Origin of the sequence: Micromonospora sp. DT81.3, from assembly GCF_049847225.1 — a bacterium.
Lineage (GTDB): Bacteria > Actinomycetota > Actinomycetes > Actinomycetales > Microbacteriaceae > Microbacterium.
This window is the reverse complement of the sequence record NZ_JBNCNY010000002.1, coordinates 194558-214589: the sequence shown is the minus strand read 5'-3', so window position 1 is coordinate 214589 and position 20032 is coordinate 194558. Positions and strand designations below refer to the sequence as shown.

At 65.7% G+C, this 20032-nt stretch carries 15 protein-coding genes and 3 rRNA genes; 14 read left to right on the top strand and 4 right to left on the bottom strand.

The window, feature by feature from the left end; genetic code table 11:
* Position 1 precedes the first annotated feature (1 nt).
* Both ACPW96_RS05245 and argH read left to right on the top strand, forming a co-directional pair.
* Positions 2-1123: a heparan-alpha-glucosaminide N-acetyltransferase domain-containing protein gene (locus ACPW96_RS05245; RefSeq protein ID WP_425882272.1), complete on the top strand. Its 1122-nt coding sequence runs from the start codon at positions 2-4 to the stop codon at positions 1121-1123.
* A complete protein-coding gene (gene argH, locus ACPW96_RS05240; protein ID WP_425817662.1) occupies positions 1120-2559 on the top strand; it encodes an argininosuccinate lyase in 1440 nt (479 codons plus the stop codon). The genes ACPW96_RS05245 and argH overlap by 4 nt, the downstream gene beginning before the upstream one ends.
* A 9-nt stretch (positions 2560-2568) precedes the next feature.
* On the opposite strand, the gene ACPW96_RS05235 is transcribed toward argH, so the two are convergent.
* The 3 genes from ACPW96_RS05235 to ACPW96_RS05225 are packed head-to-tail and all read right to left on the bottom strand — an operon-like array spanning position 2569 to position 4681.
* Positions 2569-3429: a CHAD domain-containing protein gene (locus ACPW96_RS05235; RefSeq protein ID WP_425882271.1), complete on the bottom strand. Its 861-nt coding sequence runs from the start codon at positions 3427-3429 to the stop codon at positions 2569-2571.
* A 37-nt stretch (positions 3430-3466) separates the two neighbouring features.
* Positions 3467-4072 carry a hypothetical protein gene (locus ACPW96_RS05230; RefSeq protein ID WP_425817666.1) on the bottom strand — a complete coding sequence of 202 codons (606 nt, stop codon included), beginning with the start codon at positions 4070-4072 and terminating at the stop codon, positions 3467-3469.
* A gap of 12 nt (positions 4073-4084) precedes the next feature.
* Positions 4085-4681 carry a DNA-binding protein gene (locus ACPW96_RS05225; RefSeq protein WP_425817668.1) on the bottom strand — a complete coding sequence of 199 codons (597 nt, stop codon included), beginning with the start codon at positions 4679-4681 and terminating at the stop codon, positions 4085-4087.
* 166 nt (positions 4682-4847) lie between these two features.
* Here ACPW96_RS05225 and tyrS point away from each other — a divergent pair, with 166 nt between their 5' ends.
* The 3 genes from tyrS to ACPW96_RS05210 are packed head-to-tail and all read left to right on the top strand — an operon-like array spanning position 4848 to position 7656.
* Positions 4848-6149, top strand: coding sequence for a tyrosine--tRNA ligase (tyrS, locus tag ACPW96_RS05220; protein WP_425817670.1), 1302 nt, complete (start codon positions 4848-4850; stop codon positions 6147-6149).
* 33 nt (positions 6150-6182) lie between these two features.
* Complete coding sequence (locus ACPW96_RS05215) at positions 6183-6989, top strand: DUF4184 family protein (RefSeq protein ID WP_425882270.1); 807 nt, start codon at positions 6183-6185, stop codon at positions 6987-6989.
* 25 nt (positions 6990-7014) lie between these two features.
* Complete coding sequence (locus tag ACPW96_RS05210) at positions 7015-7656, top strand: UdgX family uracil-DNA binding protein (RefSeq protein ID WP_425882269.1); 642 nt, start codon at positions 7015-7017, stop codon at positions 7654-7656.
* On the opposite strand, the gene ACPW96_RS05205 is transcribed toward ACPW96_RS05210, so the two are convergent.
* Complete coding sequence (locus ACPW96_RS05205; RefSeq protein ID WP_425882268.1) at positions 7643-7855, bottom strand: hypothetical protein; 213 nt, start codon at positions 7853-7855, stop codon at positions 7643-7645. The two genes, ACPW96_RS05210 and ACPW96_RS05205, sit on opposite strands and share 14 nt — an antisense overlap.
* A 763-nt stretch (positions 7856-8618) precedes the next feature.
* Between ACPW96_RS05205 and ACPW96_RS05200 the strand changes: the two genes are divergently transcribed.
* The 9 genes from ACPW96_RS05200 (at position 8619) to recN (ending at position 20025) form a co-directional block, all read left to right on the top strand.
* A 16S ribosomal RNA gene (locus ACPW96_RS05200) occupies positions 8619-10140 on the top strand.
* A 420-nt stretch (positions 10141-10560) separates the two neighbouring features.
* Positions 10561-13664: ribosomal RNA gene (locus tag ACPW96_RS05195) — 23S ribosomal RNA — on the top strand.
* Between the two features lie 131 nt (positions 13665-13795).
* Positions 13796-13912 (top strand): 5S ribosomal RNA (gene rrf, locus ACPW96_RS05190).
* The 16S, 23S and 5S rRNA genes sit together here, the layout of an rRNA operon.
* 430 nt (positions 13913-14342) lie before the next feature.
* Positions 14343-15272: a Replicase polyprotein 1ab gene (locus ACPW96_RS05185; protein WP_425882267.1), complete on the top strand. Its 930-nt coding sequence runs from the start codon at positions 14343-14345 to the stop codon at positions 15270-15272.
* On the top strand, positions 15272-16309 hold the full coding sequence (locus ACPW96_RS05180; protein WP_425882266.1) for an HAD-IIA family hydrolase: 1038 nt from the start codon (positions 15272-15274) through the stop codon (positions 16307-16309). The genes ACPW96_RS05185 and ACPW96_RS05180 overlap by 1 nt, the downstream gene beginning before the upstream one ends.
* Positions 16310-16326: 17 nt before the next feature.
* Positions 16327-16551 carry a hypothetical protein gene (locus tag ACPW96_RS05175; RefSeq protein WP_425882265.1) on the top strand — a complete coding sequence of 75 codons (225 nt, stop codon included), beginning with the start codon at positions 16327-16329 and terminating at the stop codon, positions 16549-16551.
* Positions 16551-17363: a TlyA family RNA methyltransferase gene (locus tag ACPW96_RS05170; protein ID WP_425882264.1), complete on the top strand. Its 813-nt coding sequence runs from the start codon at positions 16551-16553 to the stop codon at positions 17361-17363. Before ACPW96_RS05175 ends, ACPW96_RS05170 begins: the two co-directional genes overlap by 1 nt.
* On the top strand, positions 17309-18337 hold the full coding sequence (locus ACPW96_RS05165; protein ID WP_425882263.1) for an NAD kinase: 1029 nt from the start codon (positions 17309-17311) through the stop codon (positions 18335-18337). The genes ACPW96_RS05170 and ACPW96_RS05165 overlap by 55 nt, the downstream gene beginning before the upstream one ends.
* On the top strand, positions 18334-20025 hold the full coding sequence (gene recN / locus ACPW96_RS05160) for a DNA repair protein RecN (protein WP_425882262.1): 1692 nt from the start codon (positions 18334-18336) through the stop codon (positions 20023-20025). Before ACPW96_RS05165 ends, recN begins: the two co-directional genes overlap by 4 nt.
* Positions 20026-20032: the final 7 nt, after the last annotated feature.

Sequence of the window (20032 nt, the reverse complement as noted above, 5' to 3'; positions counted from 1 at the left end):
GTTGAGTGAGCGCACCGAGACGAGACGCTCGTACGTCGCCTCCCGCTGGGAGCGGCTGAACGGCCATCGCCGGGTGCCGGGGGTCGACCTGGCGCGAGGGCTCGCGGTGATCGGCATGTTCGCCGCGCACCTGGTGTCGATTCCGCCGTTCGAGTGGACGGATGCCTCCACCTGGCACGACGTGGTGAACGGGCGGTCTTCGATTCTGTTCGCAACGCTCGCCGGCGTCTCGGTCGGGCTCGTGACCGGACGAACCACCCCGTTCGCCGGCCCGGAACTCTCGCTCGCGCGGAGTCGCCTCGCCGTGCGGGCGGTGCTGGTCTGGCTGCTCGGGATCGCCCTCATCTCCCTCGAGGTTCCGGTGCTGGTCATCCTGCCGGCCTACGCCGTGCTCTTCCTCCTCGTGCTTCCGCTGCTCCGGCTTCCGGCCGCGTGGCTGTTCGCGCTCGCTGCGGCGCTCGCCGCCACGATGCCGTTCGTGCAGTTCGTGGTCGCCGGATGGTCGCTGTGGGCGACGCCGCAAGGCTGGCTGATCGACGCGGCGATCGGCGGCCACTACCCGTTCCTGGTGTGGAGCGCGTTCGTCGTGGCCGGGCTAGGGGTGGCGCGGCTCCCCTTCTCCCGCCCGCGGACAGCCGCGGCGCTGCTCGGCGTAGGCTCCGCACTCGCCCTGGTCGGGTACGCCATCGGCGCCGCGACGGCCGGCGCCCGGGCCGGTGAGCGCGAGTCGCTGTGGGCGTTCGTGACCAACTCCGACGCGCACTCGAGCGGCGTGGCCGAGGTCGTCGGCTCCGGTGGATTCGCCATCGCGATCCTCGGACTGTGCGTGCTCGTGACCTCTACGCCGCTCACCTGGGTGGTGCTTCCTCTGCGCGCCGTCGGCGCGATGGCGCTCACCGCCTACTCCGCCCAGCTGATCGCATGGGCGCTGCTGCAGCCGGCGCCGGCGCCGGGGGAGAGCAAGCTCAGCGCGTTCCGCGCGCTGGAGCCGTTCTGGCCGTTCACGCTGTGGACGATCGTGCTGTGCACCGCATGGGCACTTCTCGTCGGCCGTGGACCGGTCGAGTGGGCCTTCGACCGCATCGTGCGATTCGCCGTCCCCGATAGTCTGGAAACGCCATGACCGACGACGATTCTTCCAGCGACGCGACCACCAACGAGGGGGCACTCTGGGGCGCCCGCTTCGTGGGTGGGCCCTCACCGGAGCTCGCCGCGCTGAGCCGCTCCACGCACTTCGACTGGGTGCTCGCGCTGTATGACATAGCCGGATCGCACGCTCACGCAAAGGCCCTCGCCGCTGCCGGCTACCTCACGGCCGAGGAGGAGCGTGCCATGCACGAGGGCCTCGACGTGCTGGCGCGTGGCATCACCGACGGAACGCTGCGCCCCGGTCCGGCCGACGAAGACGTGCACGGTGCCCTCGAACAGGCGCTCATCGCGGTCGTCGGTCCCGAGCTCGGCGGCAAGCTCCGCGCCGGCCGCAGTCGCAACGACCAGATCGCGACACTCGTGCGCATGTATCTGCTCGATCATTCGCGCCCGATCGCCCGCGACATCCTGCGCGTCGTCGACGCGATCGTCGCGCAGGCCGAAGCCCACGAGAACGCCATCATGCCCGGCCGCACGCACCTGCAGCACGCCCAGCCGGTGACACTGGCACACCATCTGCAGGCGCACGCGTGGCCGCTCGTGCGTGACCTGGAACGCCTGCGGGATTGGCAGGCGCGTGCGGTCGTCTCGCCGTACGGCGGAGGAGCCCTTGCCGGCTCCACCCTCGGCCTCGATCCGGCACTGGTCGCCCGCGAGCTCGGGATGGCGCGCCCGGCCGAGAATTCGATCGACGGCACCTCGTCGCGCGACGTCGTCGCCGAGTTCGCCTTCATCGCGGCGATGATCGGCATCGACATCTCCCGGTTCGCCGAGGAGATCATCCTGTGGAACACGCGCGAATTCGGATTCGTCACGCTCGACGACGGGTATTCGACCGGATCGAGCATCATGCCGCAGAAGAAGAATCCTGATATCGCCGAGCTGGCCCGTGGCAAGGCCGGTCGCCTCATCGGCAATCTCACCGGGTTGCTCGCCACACTGAAGGCGCTGCCGCTCGCCTATAACCGCGATCTGCAGGAGGACAAGGAGCCGGTGTTCGACTCGGTGGCGACGCTCGAACTGGTGCTTCCGGCATTCGCCGGCATGGTGGCCACTCTGCGCTTCGACACGAACCGGATGGCCGAGCTCGCACCGCAGGGGTTCTCGCTCGCCACGGACGTCGCCGAATGGCTGGTGAAGCGGGGGGTCCCCTTCCGGGACGCGCACGAGATCTCGGGATCGCTCGTGCGGCTCTGCGAAGAGCGCGGGATCGAACTGGACGAGGTCAGCGACGACATGCTCGCCTCCGTCTCGCCCGAACTGTCACCCGACGTCCGATCGGTGCTCACCATCGAGGGTTCGGTGGCCAGCCGCACCGGGGCCGGAGGGACCGCACCGGAGCGGGTGGCGGAGCAGCGAGCCGACTTGATCGCCCGGGTGCAGGCCGCCGCCCACACCCTCGGACTCTAGGCGACCGAATCAGCCCCGCACCGCGGCGAGCGGTCCTCGCACGTCGTGGGCCTGTCGGCGCGTGGCCTCCGTCAGCTCTCCCAGTGCGAAGGCGACCTCTGGTGGTTCGCCGGCCACGTTCCGGCCCTCGAGGAACTCGGCCGCGACGACGGCGTCCTGTTGTTCCCCGAAGGCATCCTGCAGCTCGCGCCGACGCTCGATCTCTTCGTCCGCGCCGGCGCCGAGCACCGGTGCGGCGAGCTCCAGCGCGTAGCGGTGGCGTTTCGCGGTCTTGCGAGCGGAGTGAAGCAGATCGGCTGCCCGTGGGTCGCCCGCCGCGGCCGCTTCCCGAACGCGCTCGAGCCGCTTGCGGAGCTTCGCGTCGGCCTTCTTCACTCGCTTCCTCGCGCGTTCGGGCCGGCGGTCGGCATCGTCCGCGAAAGGCGGAGAACGATGCCACCGGCCGACCGCGTCGTACAGCCGGGTGGCGCGCTCGCTGGTCATCGCGTCCGACATCGCCCGCCACGCCGAGTCCAGTTCCCGCGCGATCTCGGCAGCGAGGTACAGTTCGACCCGGCCACGCGGGGTCCGTGGGTCCTCGTCCGGGGCGAAGCGCTCCCCGAGCACCTGCAGATCCCGCACCCCGCCGAGCACGAGGCCCCACCACCGCAGCTCGGCGGCGAACTCCTCCGCGGCCCGCGCGTCGTAGACCCGCCCGAAGGTGCGCAGGGTCGCGCGCAGGCGACGGACGGCCACCCGGGCGGGGTGCACCGACTCCGCCTCCCTGCGACCGAGGGGCTCCCAGTTCTCCAGGATCACGCCGCACTGCTCCGCGACATAGCGCTGCACGAGACCTCCGAGGGTCTCTTCGGCGTCGGACTCCGCGCTCATCCGAGTGCTCATTCGGTCGCTCCGGAGCGAAGGTCGTTCACCAGATCGCCAGTCGCACGAGAGCCCCGACGATGCACGCCCACAGCAGGCTCGACAGGGTGCCGATGATGAAGCGCTCCCTCGCCTCGGCGGCGGCGAGTTCGGAGAACCGCCCGACACCCTTGATGGCGACGAGGATCGCGATCGCCTCTGGATAGCCCGCGATGAGCGCCACCACGACGGCGAGGCGTTCCAGGTAGCCGATGGTCGTGCCGCCTCGCATCACCTCGGCGCCGGCCGCGGACGGCTCGGTGATGGCGGTGCCCGCCGCCTCGGCATCCAGGATGATTCCACCGTTCACCCCGTCGCGCACACGGCCGTGCGTTGCGATCTCGAGCACCCGCCGAGTGATCGGGTTCCCGCCCAGCACGCCTACCGCGGTGCCGAGCAGTGCGATGACCATGCCCATGAGAATAGGCACGTTGAGGGGCGCGACCGAGACGAGGACGAGAGCCGACACGACCAGTCCGGCGGCCACGACAAGGGGCAGCGTCGCGGGCCTGCGCATGCTCAGCACGATGAGCACCAGCGCCGCGCACATCGCGAGAAACAGGAAGATCGAGAGGATGGCGATGGAGATCGCCTCGGGGAACAGCGCCGGCATCCGCACAGTCTGTCACGCACCCCCGTCGAGGCGGGCGAGCACCCGCCCCAGGGCGGGAATCGCCGCTTCGTCGGTACGCAGCCCGGCGGCGTTGGCGCGCAGGCTCACCGCGGTGGGGGTGATGCCGAGCACCGTGGCGGCCCTCTTCTGCGTCATTCCCCGGCTCAGCAGATCGGCGACTTCCCACCCCTGAGGTGTCCGGCGATCGCGCAGTTCGATGAGCAGCCGGATGAGGGCTTCCGCGTCACCGCCTGCGACACGGTCGTCGGCTTCGACGGCGAGGCGCTGCTGGGATTTCTTCGCGCGTTCGACGGCCGTGCGCGCGTGCAGGAAGGCGTCGCCTCGCCCTTCCCGGACGTGGGTGGAGAGGGGCGCTTCGATGGCACCGGCTCCCACTCCGACGCTCCATTCCTGCGCGCGCACCAGATGGAGTGCGATCTGCAGGGCAGCATCCGCGTCGGTCGTCGCCAGCTGGATCTCGTCCCCCACGGTACGCTCGGCGGGCGCCGCGAGGCGACTGCCGGCGAGCCGGTCGACATCCGCGAGCGCGGCGGGAACGAGATCACGGTTGGTGCGGCTGGCCCGCTGATCCGCGGTGATAACGAACATCCGTCCTCCATTATGCTGTACGCCTAATTCCATAAGCATTATTGCTGGAGGCTTATTCTATTGAAGCCTTCAGGCTTCATCAAGTCATAGATATGTCTCCGAGCTTATCGCGAGCCGGCCTCACGGGCGGAAAGAGGTCACGAGCGCCCGCTGATAGCCTGACGGAGTGTCTGTGTCCGCCGATCCCGCGCCGCCCGCAGTCGATCCGTCCTTCGAGAATGTCTGGGACGAGCTCGTCTGGCGAGGCCTCGTGCACGTCTCGACCGACCAGCAGGCTCTCCGCGCGCTGCTCGCCGGTCCGCCGATCGTGTACTACTGCGGCTTCGACCCGACCGCCCCCAGTCTCCACCTCGGCAACCTCGTGCAGCTGCTCACCATGCGTCGGCTGCAGTTGGCGGGGCACAAGCCGCTGGGACTCGTGGGTGGCTCGACCGGCCTGATCGGCGACCCACGACCGACATCGGAGCGCGCGCTCAACACGAAGGAGACCGTTGCCGAGTGGGTCGGGTACCTGCAGGAGCAGGTGCAGCGGTTCCTGAGTTTCGACGGCGAGAACGCCGCGCGGATGGTGAACAACCTCGACTGGACGGCGCCGCTGTCGGCGATCGACTTCCTGCGCGAGATCGGCAAGCACTACCGCGTCGGCACCATGCTGAAGAAGGAGGCCGTCAGCGCGCGACTGAATTCGGACGAAGGCATCAGCTACACCGAGTTCAGCTACCAGATCCTCCAGGGCCTCGACTACCGTGAGCTGTTCCTGCAGTACGGCTGTGTGCTGCAGACCGGGGGCAGCGACCAGTGGGGCAACCTCACGAGCGGGGTCGACCTCATCCACCGCGCCGAGGGGAAGAGCGTCCACGCCATCGGCACGCCGCTGATCACGAACAGCGACGGGCGAAAGTTCGGCAAGAGCGAGGGCAACGCGATCTGGCTGGATCCGGCGCTGACCAGCCCCTACGCGATGTACCAGTTCTGGCTCAACACCGATGACGCCGACGTCGTCGATCGCCTCAAGGTCTTCACCTTCCTCACGCGCGCCCAGATCGAGGCGATCGCGGCGGAGCACGCCGCGGAGCCGTTCAGACGGATCGGTCAGAAGCGCATCGCCGCCGAGGTCACGAGCCTGGTGCACGGAGCGGATGCCGCGAACGCGGCGATCGCGGCATCCGAGGCCCTTTTCGGCCAAGGTGACCTGCGCTCCATAGACGCGGCCACCCTTGCAAGCGCGCTCCGCGAACTGCCGCATGCCGAACTCCCGGCCGGCACGCCCGTCGTCCAGGCACTCGTGGAGACCCGGCTCGTCGCCAGCCTGAGCGAGGCACGACGCGCGCTCGGTCAGGGCGGAGTCTCTCTCGACGGCGTGAAGGTGGAGAACGAGTCCGCCGTCGTGCAGGGCTCCCTTCCCGGTGGCGTTTCAGTGCTGCGGCGCGGCAAGAAGACGCTCGGCGGCGTCTTCGTGCGCGCATGACGGAAACCCCGCCCGCCGGCTAGGCGAAGCGCCATGCCGTTCACTCCCAGTCACGCCGTCGTCGCGCTGCCCTTCGTACGGACACCGCTGGTGCCGGCCGCGATCGCGATCGGAGCGATGACGCCCGACCTCCCGCTGTTCGTGCGCGGGGTGCTTCCGCGGTACGCGGTCACGCACGATCTCGCTTGGATTCCGCTGACCATTGTCATCGCGCTCGTGCTGCTGCTCCTCTGGCGGTGCGTGCTGCGTCCGGCGACTCGGGAGCTGGTGCCCGGATGGCTGGCGTCTCGACTTCCCACCGAGTGGGACGCAGGGTGGCGAACCGCCGTCAAGGAGACCTTCCCGTCGTGGCGTGGCGTGTTCCTGCTCCTCGCGTCGCTCGCGATCGGCGTCGTCTCGCACATCGTCTGGGACCTGTTCACCCATGAAGGCCGGTGGGGCGTGTCGGCGATCCCTGCGCTCGCAGAGCCGTGGGGCCCGTTCGTGGGGGTCAAGTGGCTGCAGCACGGGTCCAGCGCAGCGGGGCTCGCCATCCTCGCCGTCTGGGCTGGGGTCAGCCTCGCGCGCAGCTCCGTGAACCGGATCCGCCGCCGTCTGCCCGGATGGATCCGCTGGTCATGGTGGGCGTCGCTTCCGCTGCTGCTCGGCGGGGCGCTCGTGTGGGGCGTCGTCACGGTCGGGGCGCTGACCGATGAATGGACGCCAGCGCATCTCGGCTACTTCGTGCTGCCACCGGCCTGCGCCGCATGGGGCCTGCTCACCGTGGTGGTGGCGGTCGCCATCCAGCTGGAGCGGACGATACGCGCCCCGCGCGTCGGCCGCCATCCCCTGCACCGGTGATCGGCGGCGTGGCTACTCTTCCCGCATGACAGCGGAGGAGCGACTAGGGGCGGAGAAGTGGGTGCCTCGCGGCGCGGACCTCGGTGAGCTGCGCAACGCCGTGCAGTCCTGTCGCGGATGCGAGCTCTGGAGGCCGGCAACGCAGGCCGTGTTCGGCGACGGGAGCCCGTCCGCCCGGATGATGCTGGTGGGCGAGCAGCCGGGTGACCGCGAAGACCTGAGCGGCGAGCCGTTCGTCGGTCCGGCGGGCGCGGTCCTTGACCGTGCTCTTCAGGCCGCGGGCATCGCGAGGGACGAGATCTACGTCACCAATGCCGTCAAGCACTTCAGATTCGAGGAACGAGGTAAGCGCCGTATCCACAGCAAGCCCGGCGTCGCCCACATCGTCGCGTGTGCCCCGTGGCTGGAAGCGGAGCTGGATGCCGTGGATCCAGACCTGATCGTCTGCCTCGGAGCGACCGCCGCACGCGCCGTGTTCGACCGCACCGTTGCCATCGGAGGCGAGCGCGGAAGACTGCAGCCCGCGAGGGGTCGGCAGGCGCTGGTGACAGTGCACCCGTCGTCGATCCTGCGGCTGCGTGCGGATGCCGATCGATCGGCCGCGTTCGATGCGCTCGTCGCCGATCTGCGCGTGGGGGCCGAGGCGCTCGGCCTCAGCCGGCGCTGACCCAGCCGGCGCTGCTCCAGCCGGCGCTGCTCCTCATCCATTGTCGGCGGTGGGGCAGACAGGAGCGGCAGCCGTTGTAGGCACGGGCGATCGCGTCGGCGATCGTGAAGAACGGCACCTTGCGGGCCGACGCGAGCTGCGGCCACCACTGGCATGTGACGACGTGCAGCTCGAGCGTGCGCGCGTTGCCGAAGAACATGTCGTCGACCTCTCTGAGCTCGGCGCGGTCTGCTGCCCACAGGGGAGGGCAGCGTCCGCGGGCACACCCGACGGAAGGGCGAATACGGCGTATGACCGGCGGTTCTCCTCACTGGCGCTCGGTGCGACACGCCCGGGCGACGGCCAGGATTTGCCCGATGCGCGGAACCGACGTAACTTATTACTTGTTCGCCCCACAGGGAAGCGGAGAGGCCGAGAGCCTGACCCCCCTCAAGCGGAGAACCACCCCCCATCTGAAACACACTCATTGAGTGTCGCGACCTTCGGGTCTAAGATGGAGGTTCCCACTCCTCGAAGCTGTCGAAGAGTGCTGGCCGGTGACGTTGAAACAGTCACGGACAGCCCGACTTGACAAGCAGAGCGAGTGAGATAAGATAGAGAAGTTGCCCCGGCGGCCCGGTTGATACGCCAGGAACGCGAGGTACACGATCTAGCTTGGTGAGACGCCGTCACTGACAGCTGCGAACGACTTCACGTCGAAAAGCGCCGATTTGACACGCGGATCACGATGAATAAGATAGAGAAGTTGCCCTGCGGGCGAGGCCGAGAGGCTGAGCAGCAGGAGCATCCGATCCTTGAGAACTCAACAGCGTGCACTTGTCAAATGCCAAAAAACCTCGCGATCAGCTCTGCTGATCGATGAGATTCTTTTGAGATTAAACGGATATGTCAGTAATGACATCCGATCGTCAGATCAAACTCGCTCGGCCGAACCCATTCCGGTTCAGTCGCAGCAAAAATTCTTTACGGAGAGTTTGATCCTGGCTCAGGATGAACGCTGGCGGCGTGCTTAACACATGCAAGTCGAACGGTGAAGGAGAGCTTGCTCTCCTGATCAGTGGCGAACGGGTGAGTAACACGTGAGCAATCTGCCCCTGACTCTGGGATAACAGCTGGAAACAGCTGCTAATACCGGATACGAGCTGCGAAGGCATCTTCAGCAGCTGGAAAGAACTTCGGTCAGGGATGAGCTCGCGGCCTATCAGCTAGTTGGTGAGGTAATGGCTCACCAAGGCGTCGACGGGTAGCCGGCCTGAGAGGGTGACCGGCCACACTGGGACTGAGACACGGCCCAGACTCCTACGGGAGGCAGCAGTGGGGAATATTGCACAATGGGCGCAAGCCTGATGCAGCAACGCCGCGTGAGGGACGACGGCCTTCGGGTTGTAAACCTCTTTTAGCAAGGAAGAAGCGAAAGTGACGGTACTTGCAGAAAAAGCGCCGGCTAACTACGTGCCAGCAGCCGCGGTAATACGTAGGGCGCAAGCGTTATCCGGAATTATTGGGCGTAAAGAGCTCGTAGGCGGTTTGTCGCGTCTGCTGTGAAAACCCGAGGCTCAACCTCGGGCCTGCAGTGGGTACGGGCAGACTAGAGTGCGGTAGGGGAGATTGGAATTCCTGGTGTAGCGGTGGAATGCGCAGATATCAGGAGGAACACCGATGGCGAAGGCAGATCTCTGGGCCGTAACTGACGCTGAGGAGCGAAAGGGTGGGGAGCAAACAGGCTTAGATACCCTGGTAGTCCACCCCGTAAACGTTGGGAACTAGTTGTGGGGTCCATTCCACGGATTCCGTGACGCAGCTAACGCATTAAGTTCCCCGCCTGGGGAGTACGGCCGCAAGGCTAAAACTCAAAGGAATTGACGGGGACCCGCACAAGCGGCGGAGCATGCGGATTAATTCGATGCAACGCGAAGAACCTTACCAAGGCTTGACATATACGAGAACGGGCCAGAAATGGTCAACTCTTTGGACACTCGTAAACAGGTGGTGCATGGTTGTCGTCAGCTCGTGTCGTGAGATGTTGGGTTAAGTCCCGCAACGAGCGCAACCCTCGTTCTATGTTGCCAGCACGTAATGGTGGGAACTCATGGGATACTGCCGGGGTCAACTCGGAGGAAGGTGGGGATGACGTCAAATCATCATGCCCCTTATGTCTTGGGCTTCACGCATGCTACAATGGCCGGTACAAAGGGCTGCAATACCGTAAGGTGGAGCGAATCCCAAAAAGCCGGTCCCAGTTCGGATTGAGGTCTGCAACTCGACCTCATGAAGTCGGAGTCGCTAGTAATCGCAGATCAGCAACGCTGCGGTGAATACGTTCCCGGGTCTTGTACACACCGCCCGTCAAGTCATGAAAGTCGGTAACACCTGAAGCCGGTGGCCCAACCCTTGTGGAGGGAGCCGTCGAAGGTGGGATCGGTAATTAGGACTAAGTCGTAACAAGGTAGCCGTACCGGAAGGTGCGGCTGGATCACCTCCTTTCTAAGGAGCATCTGGCACTCTTCGGAGTGTTCAGGCGCCAGATTCGAGACACACGTTCTCGACTGGTAGCTCATGGGTGGAACATTTGACTAGGTGCCGATCGGAACTTCCCGAACTCAGTACGCTGCTTGCAGCTGGAAAGGTTTGGGTCGGGATGGCCGGCACATGCACGCTGTTGGGTCCTGAGGGACCGGATGCGCTGGCCCACGGGCCGGCACAGACGAAACTCAGGACCTTTTCCTGTCTGCCGGTATACGGCATGCGGAGAAGGTACCGCCCGTACTTTGAGAACTACACAGTGGACGCGAGCATCTTTGAGATGATCCTTCGGGATCATTTCACATAGATGATCTTTATAGATCATTAGTCAATTTCAATTCCGGACTTCGGTCCGGACCGATTCTGACGAAACTCATGTGATTTCAAATCTTTAAGAGCAAACGGTGGATGCCTTGGCATCTGGAGCCGAAGAAGGACGTAGCAATCTGCGATAAGCCTCGGGGAGTGGATAAGCACACCTTGATCCGAGGATTTCCGAATGGGGAAACCCCGCTGGGCGGCGTGCCGACCCAGTGACTCCCGCCTGAATATATAGGGCGGGTAGAGGGAACGTGGGGAAGTGAAACATCTCAGTACCCACAGGAAGAGAAAGCAACCGCGATTCCGTTAGTAGTGGCGAGCGAAACCGGAACAGGCTAAACCGAGTATGTGTGATATCCGGCAGGAGTTGCATATTCGGGGTTGTGGGACTTTTCAGGCTGCTCTGCCGAGCAGCCGGCGTGATGTGAAGATATAGACGAATGGCATTGAAAGGCCAGTCACAGAGGGTGCAAACCCCGTAGTCGAAATGTCTCTCACAGCGCGAAGAGTATCCCAAGTAGCACGGGGCCCGAGAAATCCCGTGTGAATCCGTCAGGACCACCTGATAAGCCTAAATACTCCCAGATGACCGATAGCGGACAAGTACCGTGAGGGAAAGGTGAAAAGTACCCCGGGAGGGGAGTGAAATAGTACCTGAAACCGTTTGCTTACAAACCGTTGGAGCCTCCTTAGTAGGGGTGACAGCGTGCCTTTTGAAGAATGAGCCTGCGAGTTAGCGATATGTGGCGAGGTTAACCCGAGTGGGGTAGCCGTAGCGAAAGCGAGTCTGAATAGGGCGATTCAGTCGCATGTCCTAGACCCGAAGCGAAGTGATCTATCCATGGCCAGGTTGAAGCGACGGTAAGACGTCGTGGAGGACCGAACCCACTTAGGTTGAAAACTGAGGGGATGAGCTGTGGATAGGGGTGAAAGGCCAATCAAACTTCGTGATAGCTGGTTCTCTCCGAAATGCATTTAGGTGCAGCGTTGCGTGTTTCTTGCCGGAGGTAGAGCTACTGGATGGCCGATGGGCCCTAAAAGGTTACTGACGTCAGCCAAACTCCGAATGCCGGTAAGTGAGAGCGCAGCAGTGAGACTGTGGGGGATAAGCTTCATAGTCGAGAGGGAAACAACCCAGACCACCAACTAAGGTCCCAAAGCGCGTGCTAAGTGGGAAAGGATGTGGAGTTGCTTAGACAACCAGGAGGTTGGCTTAGAAGCAGCCACCCTTGAAAGAGTGCGTAATAGCTCACTGGTCAAGTGATTCCGCGCCGACAATGTAACGGGGCTCAAGCACGCCACCGAAGTTGTGGCATTGATATTATTGGTAGGCCTTCGTGGTCCAGCCGTATTGATGGGTAGGAGAGCGTCGTGTGGCCAGCGAAGCGGCGGTGTGAACCAGCCGTGGAGGCCACACGAGTGAGAATGCAGGCATGAGTAGCGAAAGACGTGTGAGAAACACGTCCTCCGAAAGACCAAGGGTTCCAGGGTCAAGCTAATCTTCCCTGGGTAAGTCGGGACCTAAGGCGAGGCCGACAGGCGTAGTCGATGGACAACGGGTTGATATTCCCGTACCGGCGAAGAACCGCCCAAACCAATCCAGTAATGCTAAGTGTCTGAATCCCACTGACGGATCCCTTCGGGGTGAAGCGTTGGGCCTAGCACACGACCCTATGCTGAGGCGGTTAGCGTATTAACAGGTGTGACGCAGGAAGGTAGCCCAAGCCAGGCGATGGTTGTCCTGGTGCAAGTGCGTAGGCCGAGTGATAGGCAAATCCGTCACTCATGCAGGCTGAGACACGATGCGGATAAAAAGTGGGTGATCCTATGCTGCCAAGAAAAGCATCGACGCGAGGTTCAAGCCGCCCGTACCCCAAACCGACTCAGGTGGTCAGGTAGAGAATACCAAGGAGATCGAGAGAATCGTGGTTAAGGAACTCGGCAAAATGCCCCCGTAACTTCGGGAGAAGGGGGGCCTTCGACGTATTAGGACTTGCTCCGAAAGCGTTTGGAGGCCGCAGAGACTAGTGGGTAGCGACTGTTTACTAAAAACACAGGTCCGTGCCAAGTCGCAAGACGATGTATACGGACTGACGCCTGCCCGGTGCTGGAAGGTTAAGAGGACCGGTTAGCCGCAAGGCGAAGCTGAGAATTTAAGCCCCAGTAAACGGCGGTGGTAACTATAACCATCCTAAGGTAGCGAAATTCCTTGTCGGGTAAGTTCCGACCTGCACGAATGGCGTAACGACTTCCCAACTGTCTCAACCGCGAACTCGGCGAAATTGCATTACGAGTAAAGATGCTCGTTACGCGCAGCAGGACGGAAAGACCCCGTGACCTTTACTATAGTTTGGTATTGGTGTTCGGTGTGGCTTGTGTAGGATAGGTGGGAGACTTTGAAGCATGGACGCCAGTTCATGTGGAGTCATTGTTGAAATACCACTCTGGTCACTCTGGATATCTAACTTAGAACCGTAATCCGGTTCAGGGACAGTGCCTGATGGGTAGTTTAACTGGGGCGGTTGCCTCCCAAAAAGTAACGGAGGCGCCCAAAGGTTCCCTCAACCTGGTTGGTAATCAGGTGTCGAGTGTAAGTGCACAAGGGAGCTTGACTGTGAGACTGACAAGTCGAGCAGGGACGAAAGTCGGGACTAGTGATCCGGCAGTGGCTTGTGGAAGCGCTGTCGCTCAACGGATAAAAGGTACCTCGGGGATAACAGGCTGATCTTGCCCAAGAGTCCATATCGACGGCATGGTTTGGCACCTCGATGTCGGCTCGTCGCATCCTGGGGCTGGAGTAGGTCCCAAGGGTTGGGCTGTTCGCCCATTAAAGCGGTACGCGAGCTGGGTTTAGAACGTCGTGAGACAGTTCGGTCCCTATCCGCTGCGCGCGCAGGAAATTTGAGAGGATCTGACCCTAGTACGAGAGGACCGGGTTGGACGAACCTCTGGTGTGTCAGTTGTTCCGCCAGGAGCACCGCTGATTAGCTACGTTCGGGATGGATAACCGCTGAAAGCATCTAAGCGGGAAGCCGGCCTCAAGATGAGATTTCCATGCCTTCGGGCGAGAGGCTCCCAGCCAGACTACTGGGTTGATAGGCCGGGTGTGTAAGCGTGGCAACACGTGTAGCTGACCGGTACTAATAAGCCGATGATTTGATAATCACCTTTCTAGGTGCTTGCGTCCACTGAGTGGTTCTCGATGTACGGTCGAGAGCCGCATGAGCAGCCTTTGCGGCTGCGTGCTGTCGCTGACAGCAACCATGCTTTTGAACGATTGAAACATCAATAGTGTTTCGGCGGCCATAGCGTGAGGGAAACGCCCGGTTACATTCCGAACCCGGAAGCTAAGCCTCACAGCGCCGATGGTACTGCAGGGGGGACCCTGTGGGAGAGTAGGACACCGCCGGACTTCTTCGTGAAATGGCCACCCAAAGCTGGGTGGCCATTTTTCGTTAAGTCACATATCCCGTGCTCGCGACGAGCCGCGGCAAGAAGGGGACCCCATGGTCGAGGAGAACGAGGATCGCGACGCGAAGCGGTCTCCGCGGTCGGGCTCCGGCGCCGCGCGACGGAACGATGCGCCCCGCAGCTCGGCCACCGGCCGGCAGGGGGAACGCAAACCTTACGTGAAGCGCGAAGGCGACAAGAAGTCGTATCCGCCGCGTGATGGTGAGCGGAAGTCGTATCCGCCGCGTGATGGTGAGCGGAAGTCGTATCCGCCGCGTGATGGGCAGCGGAAGAGCTATCCGCCGCGTGACGGTGGGGCGCGCACGCACTCGTCTCAGCGCGGAGGAAGCGATCGACCGGCGCGCGATCCTCGTGAGGACGAGATCCGCTCGGTGCGTCCCCGGCACGACGATCCATTCGTTCCGGACGACGTCACCCCGCAGGACCTGCACCCCAGCGCCCGCAACGAGTTGAAGACCCTCAGCAAGGAGAACGCCGAGATGGTCGCCCGGCATATGGCCATGGCGTCCACGCTGATCGAGGAGGACCCCGCGCTGGCTCACCAGCACGCCCTTTCGGCAGCGCGGCGTGCGGGTCGCATCGCGGTCGTGCGCGAGACGCTGGCAATCACCGCGTACGCCACGGGGGACTTTGCGCTAGCCCTTCGAGAGCTGCGCACGTATCGTCGGATCTCGGGCAAGGACGACCAGATCGCGCTCATGGTCGACAGCGAGCGAGGCGTCGGTCGTCCCGACCGTGCGCTCGAGGTCGGCCGTGCCGTGGACCGCTCGAAGCTCGACGCCGCCGTGCGGGTTGAACTGGCGATCGCGATGTCGGGCGCACGCCTCGATCTCGGTCAGCCGGAGCGTTCGCTGCACGAGCTCGACATCCCCGAACTCAATCCGGACCGGGCGTTCGAGTGGAGTCCGGCTCTTTTCGCCGCTCGTGCGACGGTGCTCGAGGAGCTCGGCCGGAACGAGGAGGCCGCCGAGTGGCGTCGCCGCGCGGAGATCGCCGCCGAGGCGCTCGGTGCGACCGACGAGCTCCAGGGTGCCGACGAGTTCGTGCTCGTCGAGGAGATCCTCGAGGAGCCGATCGGCGACGAGGAGGCCGACCAGGAGTCACTCTCCGACGCACCGACCAGAGGAGCGGATGCCGCAGAGGGCGCTCCGGTCGCCGACGAGCCGGAGTCGCCAGACGTACCGGAGTCGCCAGACGAACCGGAGTCGCCGGACGAGCAGGAGTTGTCGGACCCGCCGAAGTTGTCGGACCAGCTCGAGTCGCCGGAGCAGAACAAGGACGAGTCGGGGGACCGCGCCTGATGGCGCTGTTCGGGCGACGCGGCTCGCCCGCGACGCCGCTCGACGGGGTGGACGCGGTTCTCGCGGATCTCGACGGCGTGGTCTACGCAGGCCCGGGTCCACTGCCGTACGCGATCGAGAGCCTGAACGCCGCTGGGCAGACGCGTCGCCTCGGCTACATCACGAACAACGCCTCGCGCACCGATGCGTCGGTTGCCGGACACCTCCGCGAGCTCGGGCTCGAAGCGCAGCCCGACGACGTCGTCACCAGCCCTCAGGCGGCCATGCGGCTGCTCGCGACGCGGATCGCGCCGGGCAGCACCGTGCTCGTCGTCGGTGGTGAGGGGTTGGTCGTCGAGGTCGAGAAGGCGGGCTTCGTCGTCACGAGGAGCGCCGAGGACGCTCCCGCCGCCGTGGTCCAGGGATTCGCACCAGAAGTGGGGTGGGTGCAGCTCGCCGAGGCCGCGTATGCGCTGAAGCTACCGGAGGAGGACGGCGGCATCCCGTGGATCGCCACCAACACGGACTGGACGATCCCGCAGGCGCGCGGCATCGCGCCGGGCAACGGCACGCTGGTGTCAGCGGTGCACACCGCCGTCGGACGCCTCGCCACGGTGGCCGGCAAGCCGGAGACACCGATCTTCGAGGAGGCCGTCGCGCGCTTCGGCGCGCAGCAGCCCCTCTTCCTCGGGGATCGCCTCGACACCGACATCCTCGGCGCCAACAGAGCAGGCATCCCGTCGGCCCTCGTCCTGACGGGAATCGACCGCCCCAAGCAGGTGCTCGCCGCGCCGGCCGGCTCCCAGCCGACGTTCATCCTCGGCGACCTGAGGGAACTCAGCGAGCCATACCCCGAGGCGGTCGTGCGCGGGAACGGCGTGACCGTCGGTAGGGCGACGGTGCGCATAGAAGGCGCCGACATCCACATCGTCTCGGAGGGCGACCGGCAGGTCGACCTGCTGCGCGCCGGCGCACACGCGATCTGGCATTCCGGCAGGGCGATCTACGGCTTCCGTGTGCCCGAACGCCTGTACGCCGACCCGTTCCACCGGCCGTAGGCGCGTATCCTGAGGGCGTGAGCGCCCCCGCAACGCCAGACGACTCCATCGAGCACGAGAACTCCGCCGCCATCACGGACCTTCGCGATGCCGACCTCGCTCGCGGCGGTGAGGCCGAGCTTGTCAGCCGGCTGCGCGTGATCGAGGCGCAGCCTCTGGGAGCGCGCGCGGCGGCCTATGCGAGCGTTCATGAAGAGCTGGCGAAGCGTCTCGAGTCCGCCCCCTCGGACGAACGAGCTTGATGGAGCGGCTCGACGCCGCGCTCGCTGCGCGAGGCCTGGCTCGCTCGCGCACCCACGCGGCGACCCTCATCGCGAACGGCCTCGTGACGGTCGACGGGCAGCCGGTGATCAAGGCCTCCGCGCGTGTGGCGGACGACGCCGCCCTTGCCGTGGCGGCATCCGATCACTACGTCAGCCGGGCGGCGCACAAGCTCATCGCCGCCCTCGACACCTTCGAGATCGACGTCGCCGGGCGTGTCGCGCTCGACCTGGGCGCGTCGACCGGCGGGTTCACGCAGGTGCTGCGGGAGCGAGGCGCCCGTCCCGTGATCGCCGTCGATGTCGGGCACGGCCAGCTTGCGGCATCCGTCGCCGCCGACCCGGATGTGATCTCCGTCGAAGGCTTCAATGTGCGGCACATGACTGCGGCGTCCCTCGCCGAGGCGAGTGGCATCGACGCCGCCCCGATGATCGTCACCGGGGACCTGTCCTTCATCTCCCTCACCCACGTCCTTCCGGCCGTCCGCGCTGCGGCGGCGCCGGACGCCGACATCGCGCTGCTCATCAAGCCCCAGTTCGAGGTCGGGCGCACGGCGGTCAAGGGCGGTCTGGTCACTGACCCGGCCCTGCGCGCCGACGCGGTGGCCACGGTGCTGTGGGCGGCATGGGATGTGGGTTTCGGCGTCCTCGGCGTTGTCTCCTCCCCGCTGCCGGGAACGCACGGCAATCGGGAGTACCTCGTGCACATCGCGGCCGGGCGGGGGACCAATCCGACAGAATGGTTGAGCACGGTGGACCGACTGGCGGGCGAGGACGGGGGGCGGACAGCGTGACGACCGATGGCGAACGGAACATCCTCGTCGTGGCGCATGCGCGCCGGGACGACACCGTGGAGGCGGCTATACGGGTCATCGACGCGTTGACCACCGCCGGGGCACGGCCGGTGCTCGCGGCCGATGACCTCGCAGAGCTGGCGACCGCGACGGGCACCATTCCTCCGGTCGAAACCCTCGACCATGACGTGACGGTGTCCGACCTCGAGCTCGCGATCGTGCTCGGAGGCGATGGCACCATCCTTCGGGCGGCCGAGCTCGTGCGCGGTGGCCCGGCGCCGGTGCTCGGCATCAACATGGGTCACGTCGGGTTCCTTGCCGAGATCGAGCGCGACGACATGGATGACGCCGTTCGCCGGGTCATCTCGCGCGACTATCGGGTCGAGGAGCGCCTGGCGCTGTCGGTGCGGGTCAAGGATGCCGACGGCGAGGTGCTCTACGAGACGTGGGCGCTCAACGAGGCGACGGTCGAGAAGGCCAGCCGTGAGCGGATGCTCGAGGTGGTCATCGAGATCGATGGCCGCCCGCTCTCGACCTTCGGCTGCGACGGTGTCGTCGTCTCGACTCCCACGGGCTCGACCGCCTACAACTTCTCCGCCGGTGGCCCGGTGATCTGGCCCACCGTCGAGGCGATCGCGGTGGTGCCCCTCTCGGCGCACGCCCTCTTCGCGAAGCCGCTCGTCGTCGGGCCGGAGGCCTCCGTGGCCATCGAGGTGCTCGAGCGCACGAACGGCACGGGCATCCTGTGGTGCGATGGCCGCCGCTCGCACGATCTCCCACCGGGCGCTCGCGTCGTGGTGCGCCGCTCCACGCTGCCGGTGCGCTTGGCACGCCTCCACCCGGCCGCCTTCACCGACCGGTTGGTGCGCAAATTCCGGCTGCCCGTGGAGGGATGGCGGGGTCCGGCGACTGCCGCCGACACTCCGGCGACCGGCGGCAACGGCGGATCCCATGCTCCGGACGGGCCGGCGTGATCGAGGAGATGCGCCTCCGCGATCTCGGCGTGATCGCGGAGGCCGTCCTCCCGATCGGTCCCGGGTTCACGGCGATCACGGGCGAGACCGGCGCCGGCAAGACGATGGTGGTCACCGGCCTCGGTCTTCTGCTCGGCCAGCGAGCCGACTCCGGTGCGGTGCGCTCGGGCGCGGAACAGGCCGCGGTCGAGGGCGTCTGGATCGTGCGAGACGAAGGTCCTGTCGCGGATCGCGTGCGTGAAGCCGGGGGAGAGCTCGAGCCGATCGGGAACGGTCGGGGCGAGCTGTACGTCGCTCGCACTCTGACCAGCGAGGGACGCAGTCGCGCAAGCGTCGGGGGTCGAGCCGCGCCGGCCGGCGTACTCGCCGAGTTGGCGACCGAGCTGGTCGTGGTGCACGGGCAATCCGACCAGCTGCGGCTGCGGTCCGCCGCCGCGCAGCGCGAAGCCCTCGATCGGTTCGGCGGCGTGGCGGTGCGCGACGCCCTGCGCGAGTATCGGACGGCATACGAGACGTGGAGAGGGATCGACCACGAACTCAGGTGCCTCACGGAGGAGCGCGACGCACGTGCGGCGGAGGCAGAGCGGCTGAGGGCGACGATCGCAGAGATCGAAGACGTCGCACCGGAGCCGGGCGAAGATGCGGCACTTCAGGCAAGGGCGGAGCGCCTCGGGAACGCCGAGGAGCTCCGGGTGGCGGCGGCGGCGGCCAGGGAGGCGCTCTCCAGCGAAGAGGACTCGCCGGATGTCTCCGCGCTGCTCGGTGAGTCGCGTCGGCTGCTCGAGCGCGCGGGCGATCCCGCCCTGCAGACGCTCGCCGAGCAGCTGGCCGAGCTCGGCTACCGGGCCGCTGACATCGCCGTGGAGCTCAGCGGCTACCTTGCGGACCTCGACGAATCGGGCCCGCACGAGCTTGCGGCCGTCGAGGACCGGCGCGCGCAGCTCGGCGTGCTCGTGCGCACGCACGGATCGCTGGATGCGGCGATCGCGCTGCTCGAGACCGGCTCGGCGCGCCTGGCCGAACTCGACGACGACGACGACCGGATCGAGAGGCTGACCGGCGAGCGGGAGGCCGCGGCATCCGTCCTCGATGACCGCGCGGCCGCGCTCACCGACGCCCGCACGGAGGCCGCCGGACGGCTGGCCTCGGCGGTCACGGACGAGCTGCACGCGCTCGCGATGCCGGATGCCCGGCTGGAGGTCGACGTGACCCCGGGCGGGGCGGGCGTGCACGGGCGAGACGACATCGCGGTGCTGCTCGCGCCGCACTCCGGAGCGGAGCCCCGCCCCATCGCCCGCGGCGCCTCAGGCGGTGAGCTCAGCCGGGTGATGCTCGCGATCGAGGTCGTCATCGCCGCCACCGACCCGGTGCCGACGTTCGTCTTCGACGAGGTGGATGCCGGAATCGGCGGCGCCGCGGCGATCGAGGTCGGTCGCCGCCTCGCCCGCCTCGCCCAGGCGTCCCAGGTCATCGCCGTCACGCACCTCGCCCAGGTCGCCGCCTTCGCCACCAACCATCTCAGCGTGCAGAAGCAGAGCGACGGCAGCGTCACGGCCTCGAGCGTCCGCCGCCTGGAGGGCGCCGAGCGCGAGGCCGAGATGGCCCGGCTGCTCTCCGGGCTGAGCGACTCGGACGCCGCCCTCACGCACGCCCGCGAGTTGCTCAGCCTCGGCACAGCGGCCGGCTGATAGGATA

Bases quoted from the DNA above. Each gene is read 5' to 3' on its own strand.
- ACPW96_RS05215 (WP_425882270.1), top strand. From the start codon at position 6,183: ATGCCGTTCACTCCCAGTCACGCCGTCGTCGCGCTGCCCTTCGTACGG.
- ACPW96_RS05165 (WP_425882263.1), top strand. From the start codon at position 17,309: ATGGTTGAGCACGGTGGACCGACTGGCGGGCGAGGACGGGGGGCGGAC.
- ACPW96_RS05180 (WP_425882266.1), top strand. From the start codon at position 15,272: ATGGCGCTGTTCGGGCGACGCGGCTCGCCCGCGACGCCGCTCGACGGG.
- ACPW96_RS05170 (WP_425882264.1), top strand. From the start codon at position 16,551: ATGGAGCGGCTCGACGCCGCGCTCGCTGCGCGAGGCCTGGCTCGCTCG.
- argH (WP_425817662.1), top strand. From the start codon at position 1,120: ATGACCGACGACGATTCTTCCAGCGACGCGACCACCAACGAGGGGGCA.
- ACPW96_RS05205 (WP_425882268.1), bottom strand. From the start codon at position 7,855: ATGTTCTTCGGCAACGCGCGCACGCTCGAGCTGCACGTCGTCACATGC.
- ACPW96_RS05210 (WP_425882269.1), top strand. From the start codon at position 7,015: ATGACAGCGGAGGAGCGACTAGGGGCGGAGAAGTGGGTGCCTCGCGGC.
- ACPW96_RS05230 (WP_425817666.1), bottom strand. From the start codon at position 4,072: ATGCCGGCGCTGTTCCCCGAGGCGATCTCCATCGCCATCCTCTCGATC.
- ACPW96_RS05225 (WP_425817668.1), bottom strand. From the start codon at position 4,681: ATGTTCGTTATCACCGCGGATCAGCGGGCCAGCCGCACCAACCGTGAT.
- ACPW96_RS05235 (WP_425882271.1), bottom strand. From the start codon at position 3,429: ATGAGCGCGGAGTCCGACGCCGAAGAGACCCTCGGAGGTCTCGTGCAG.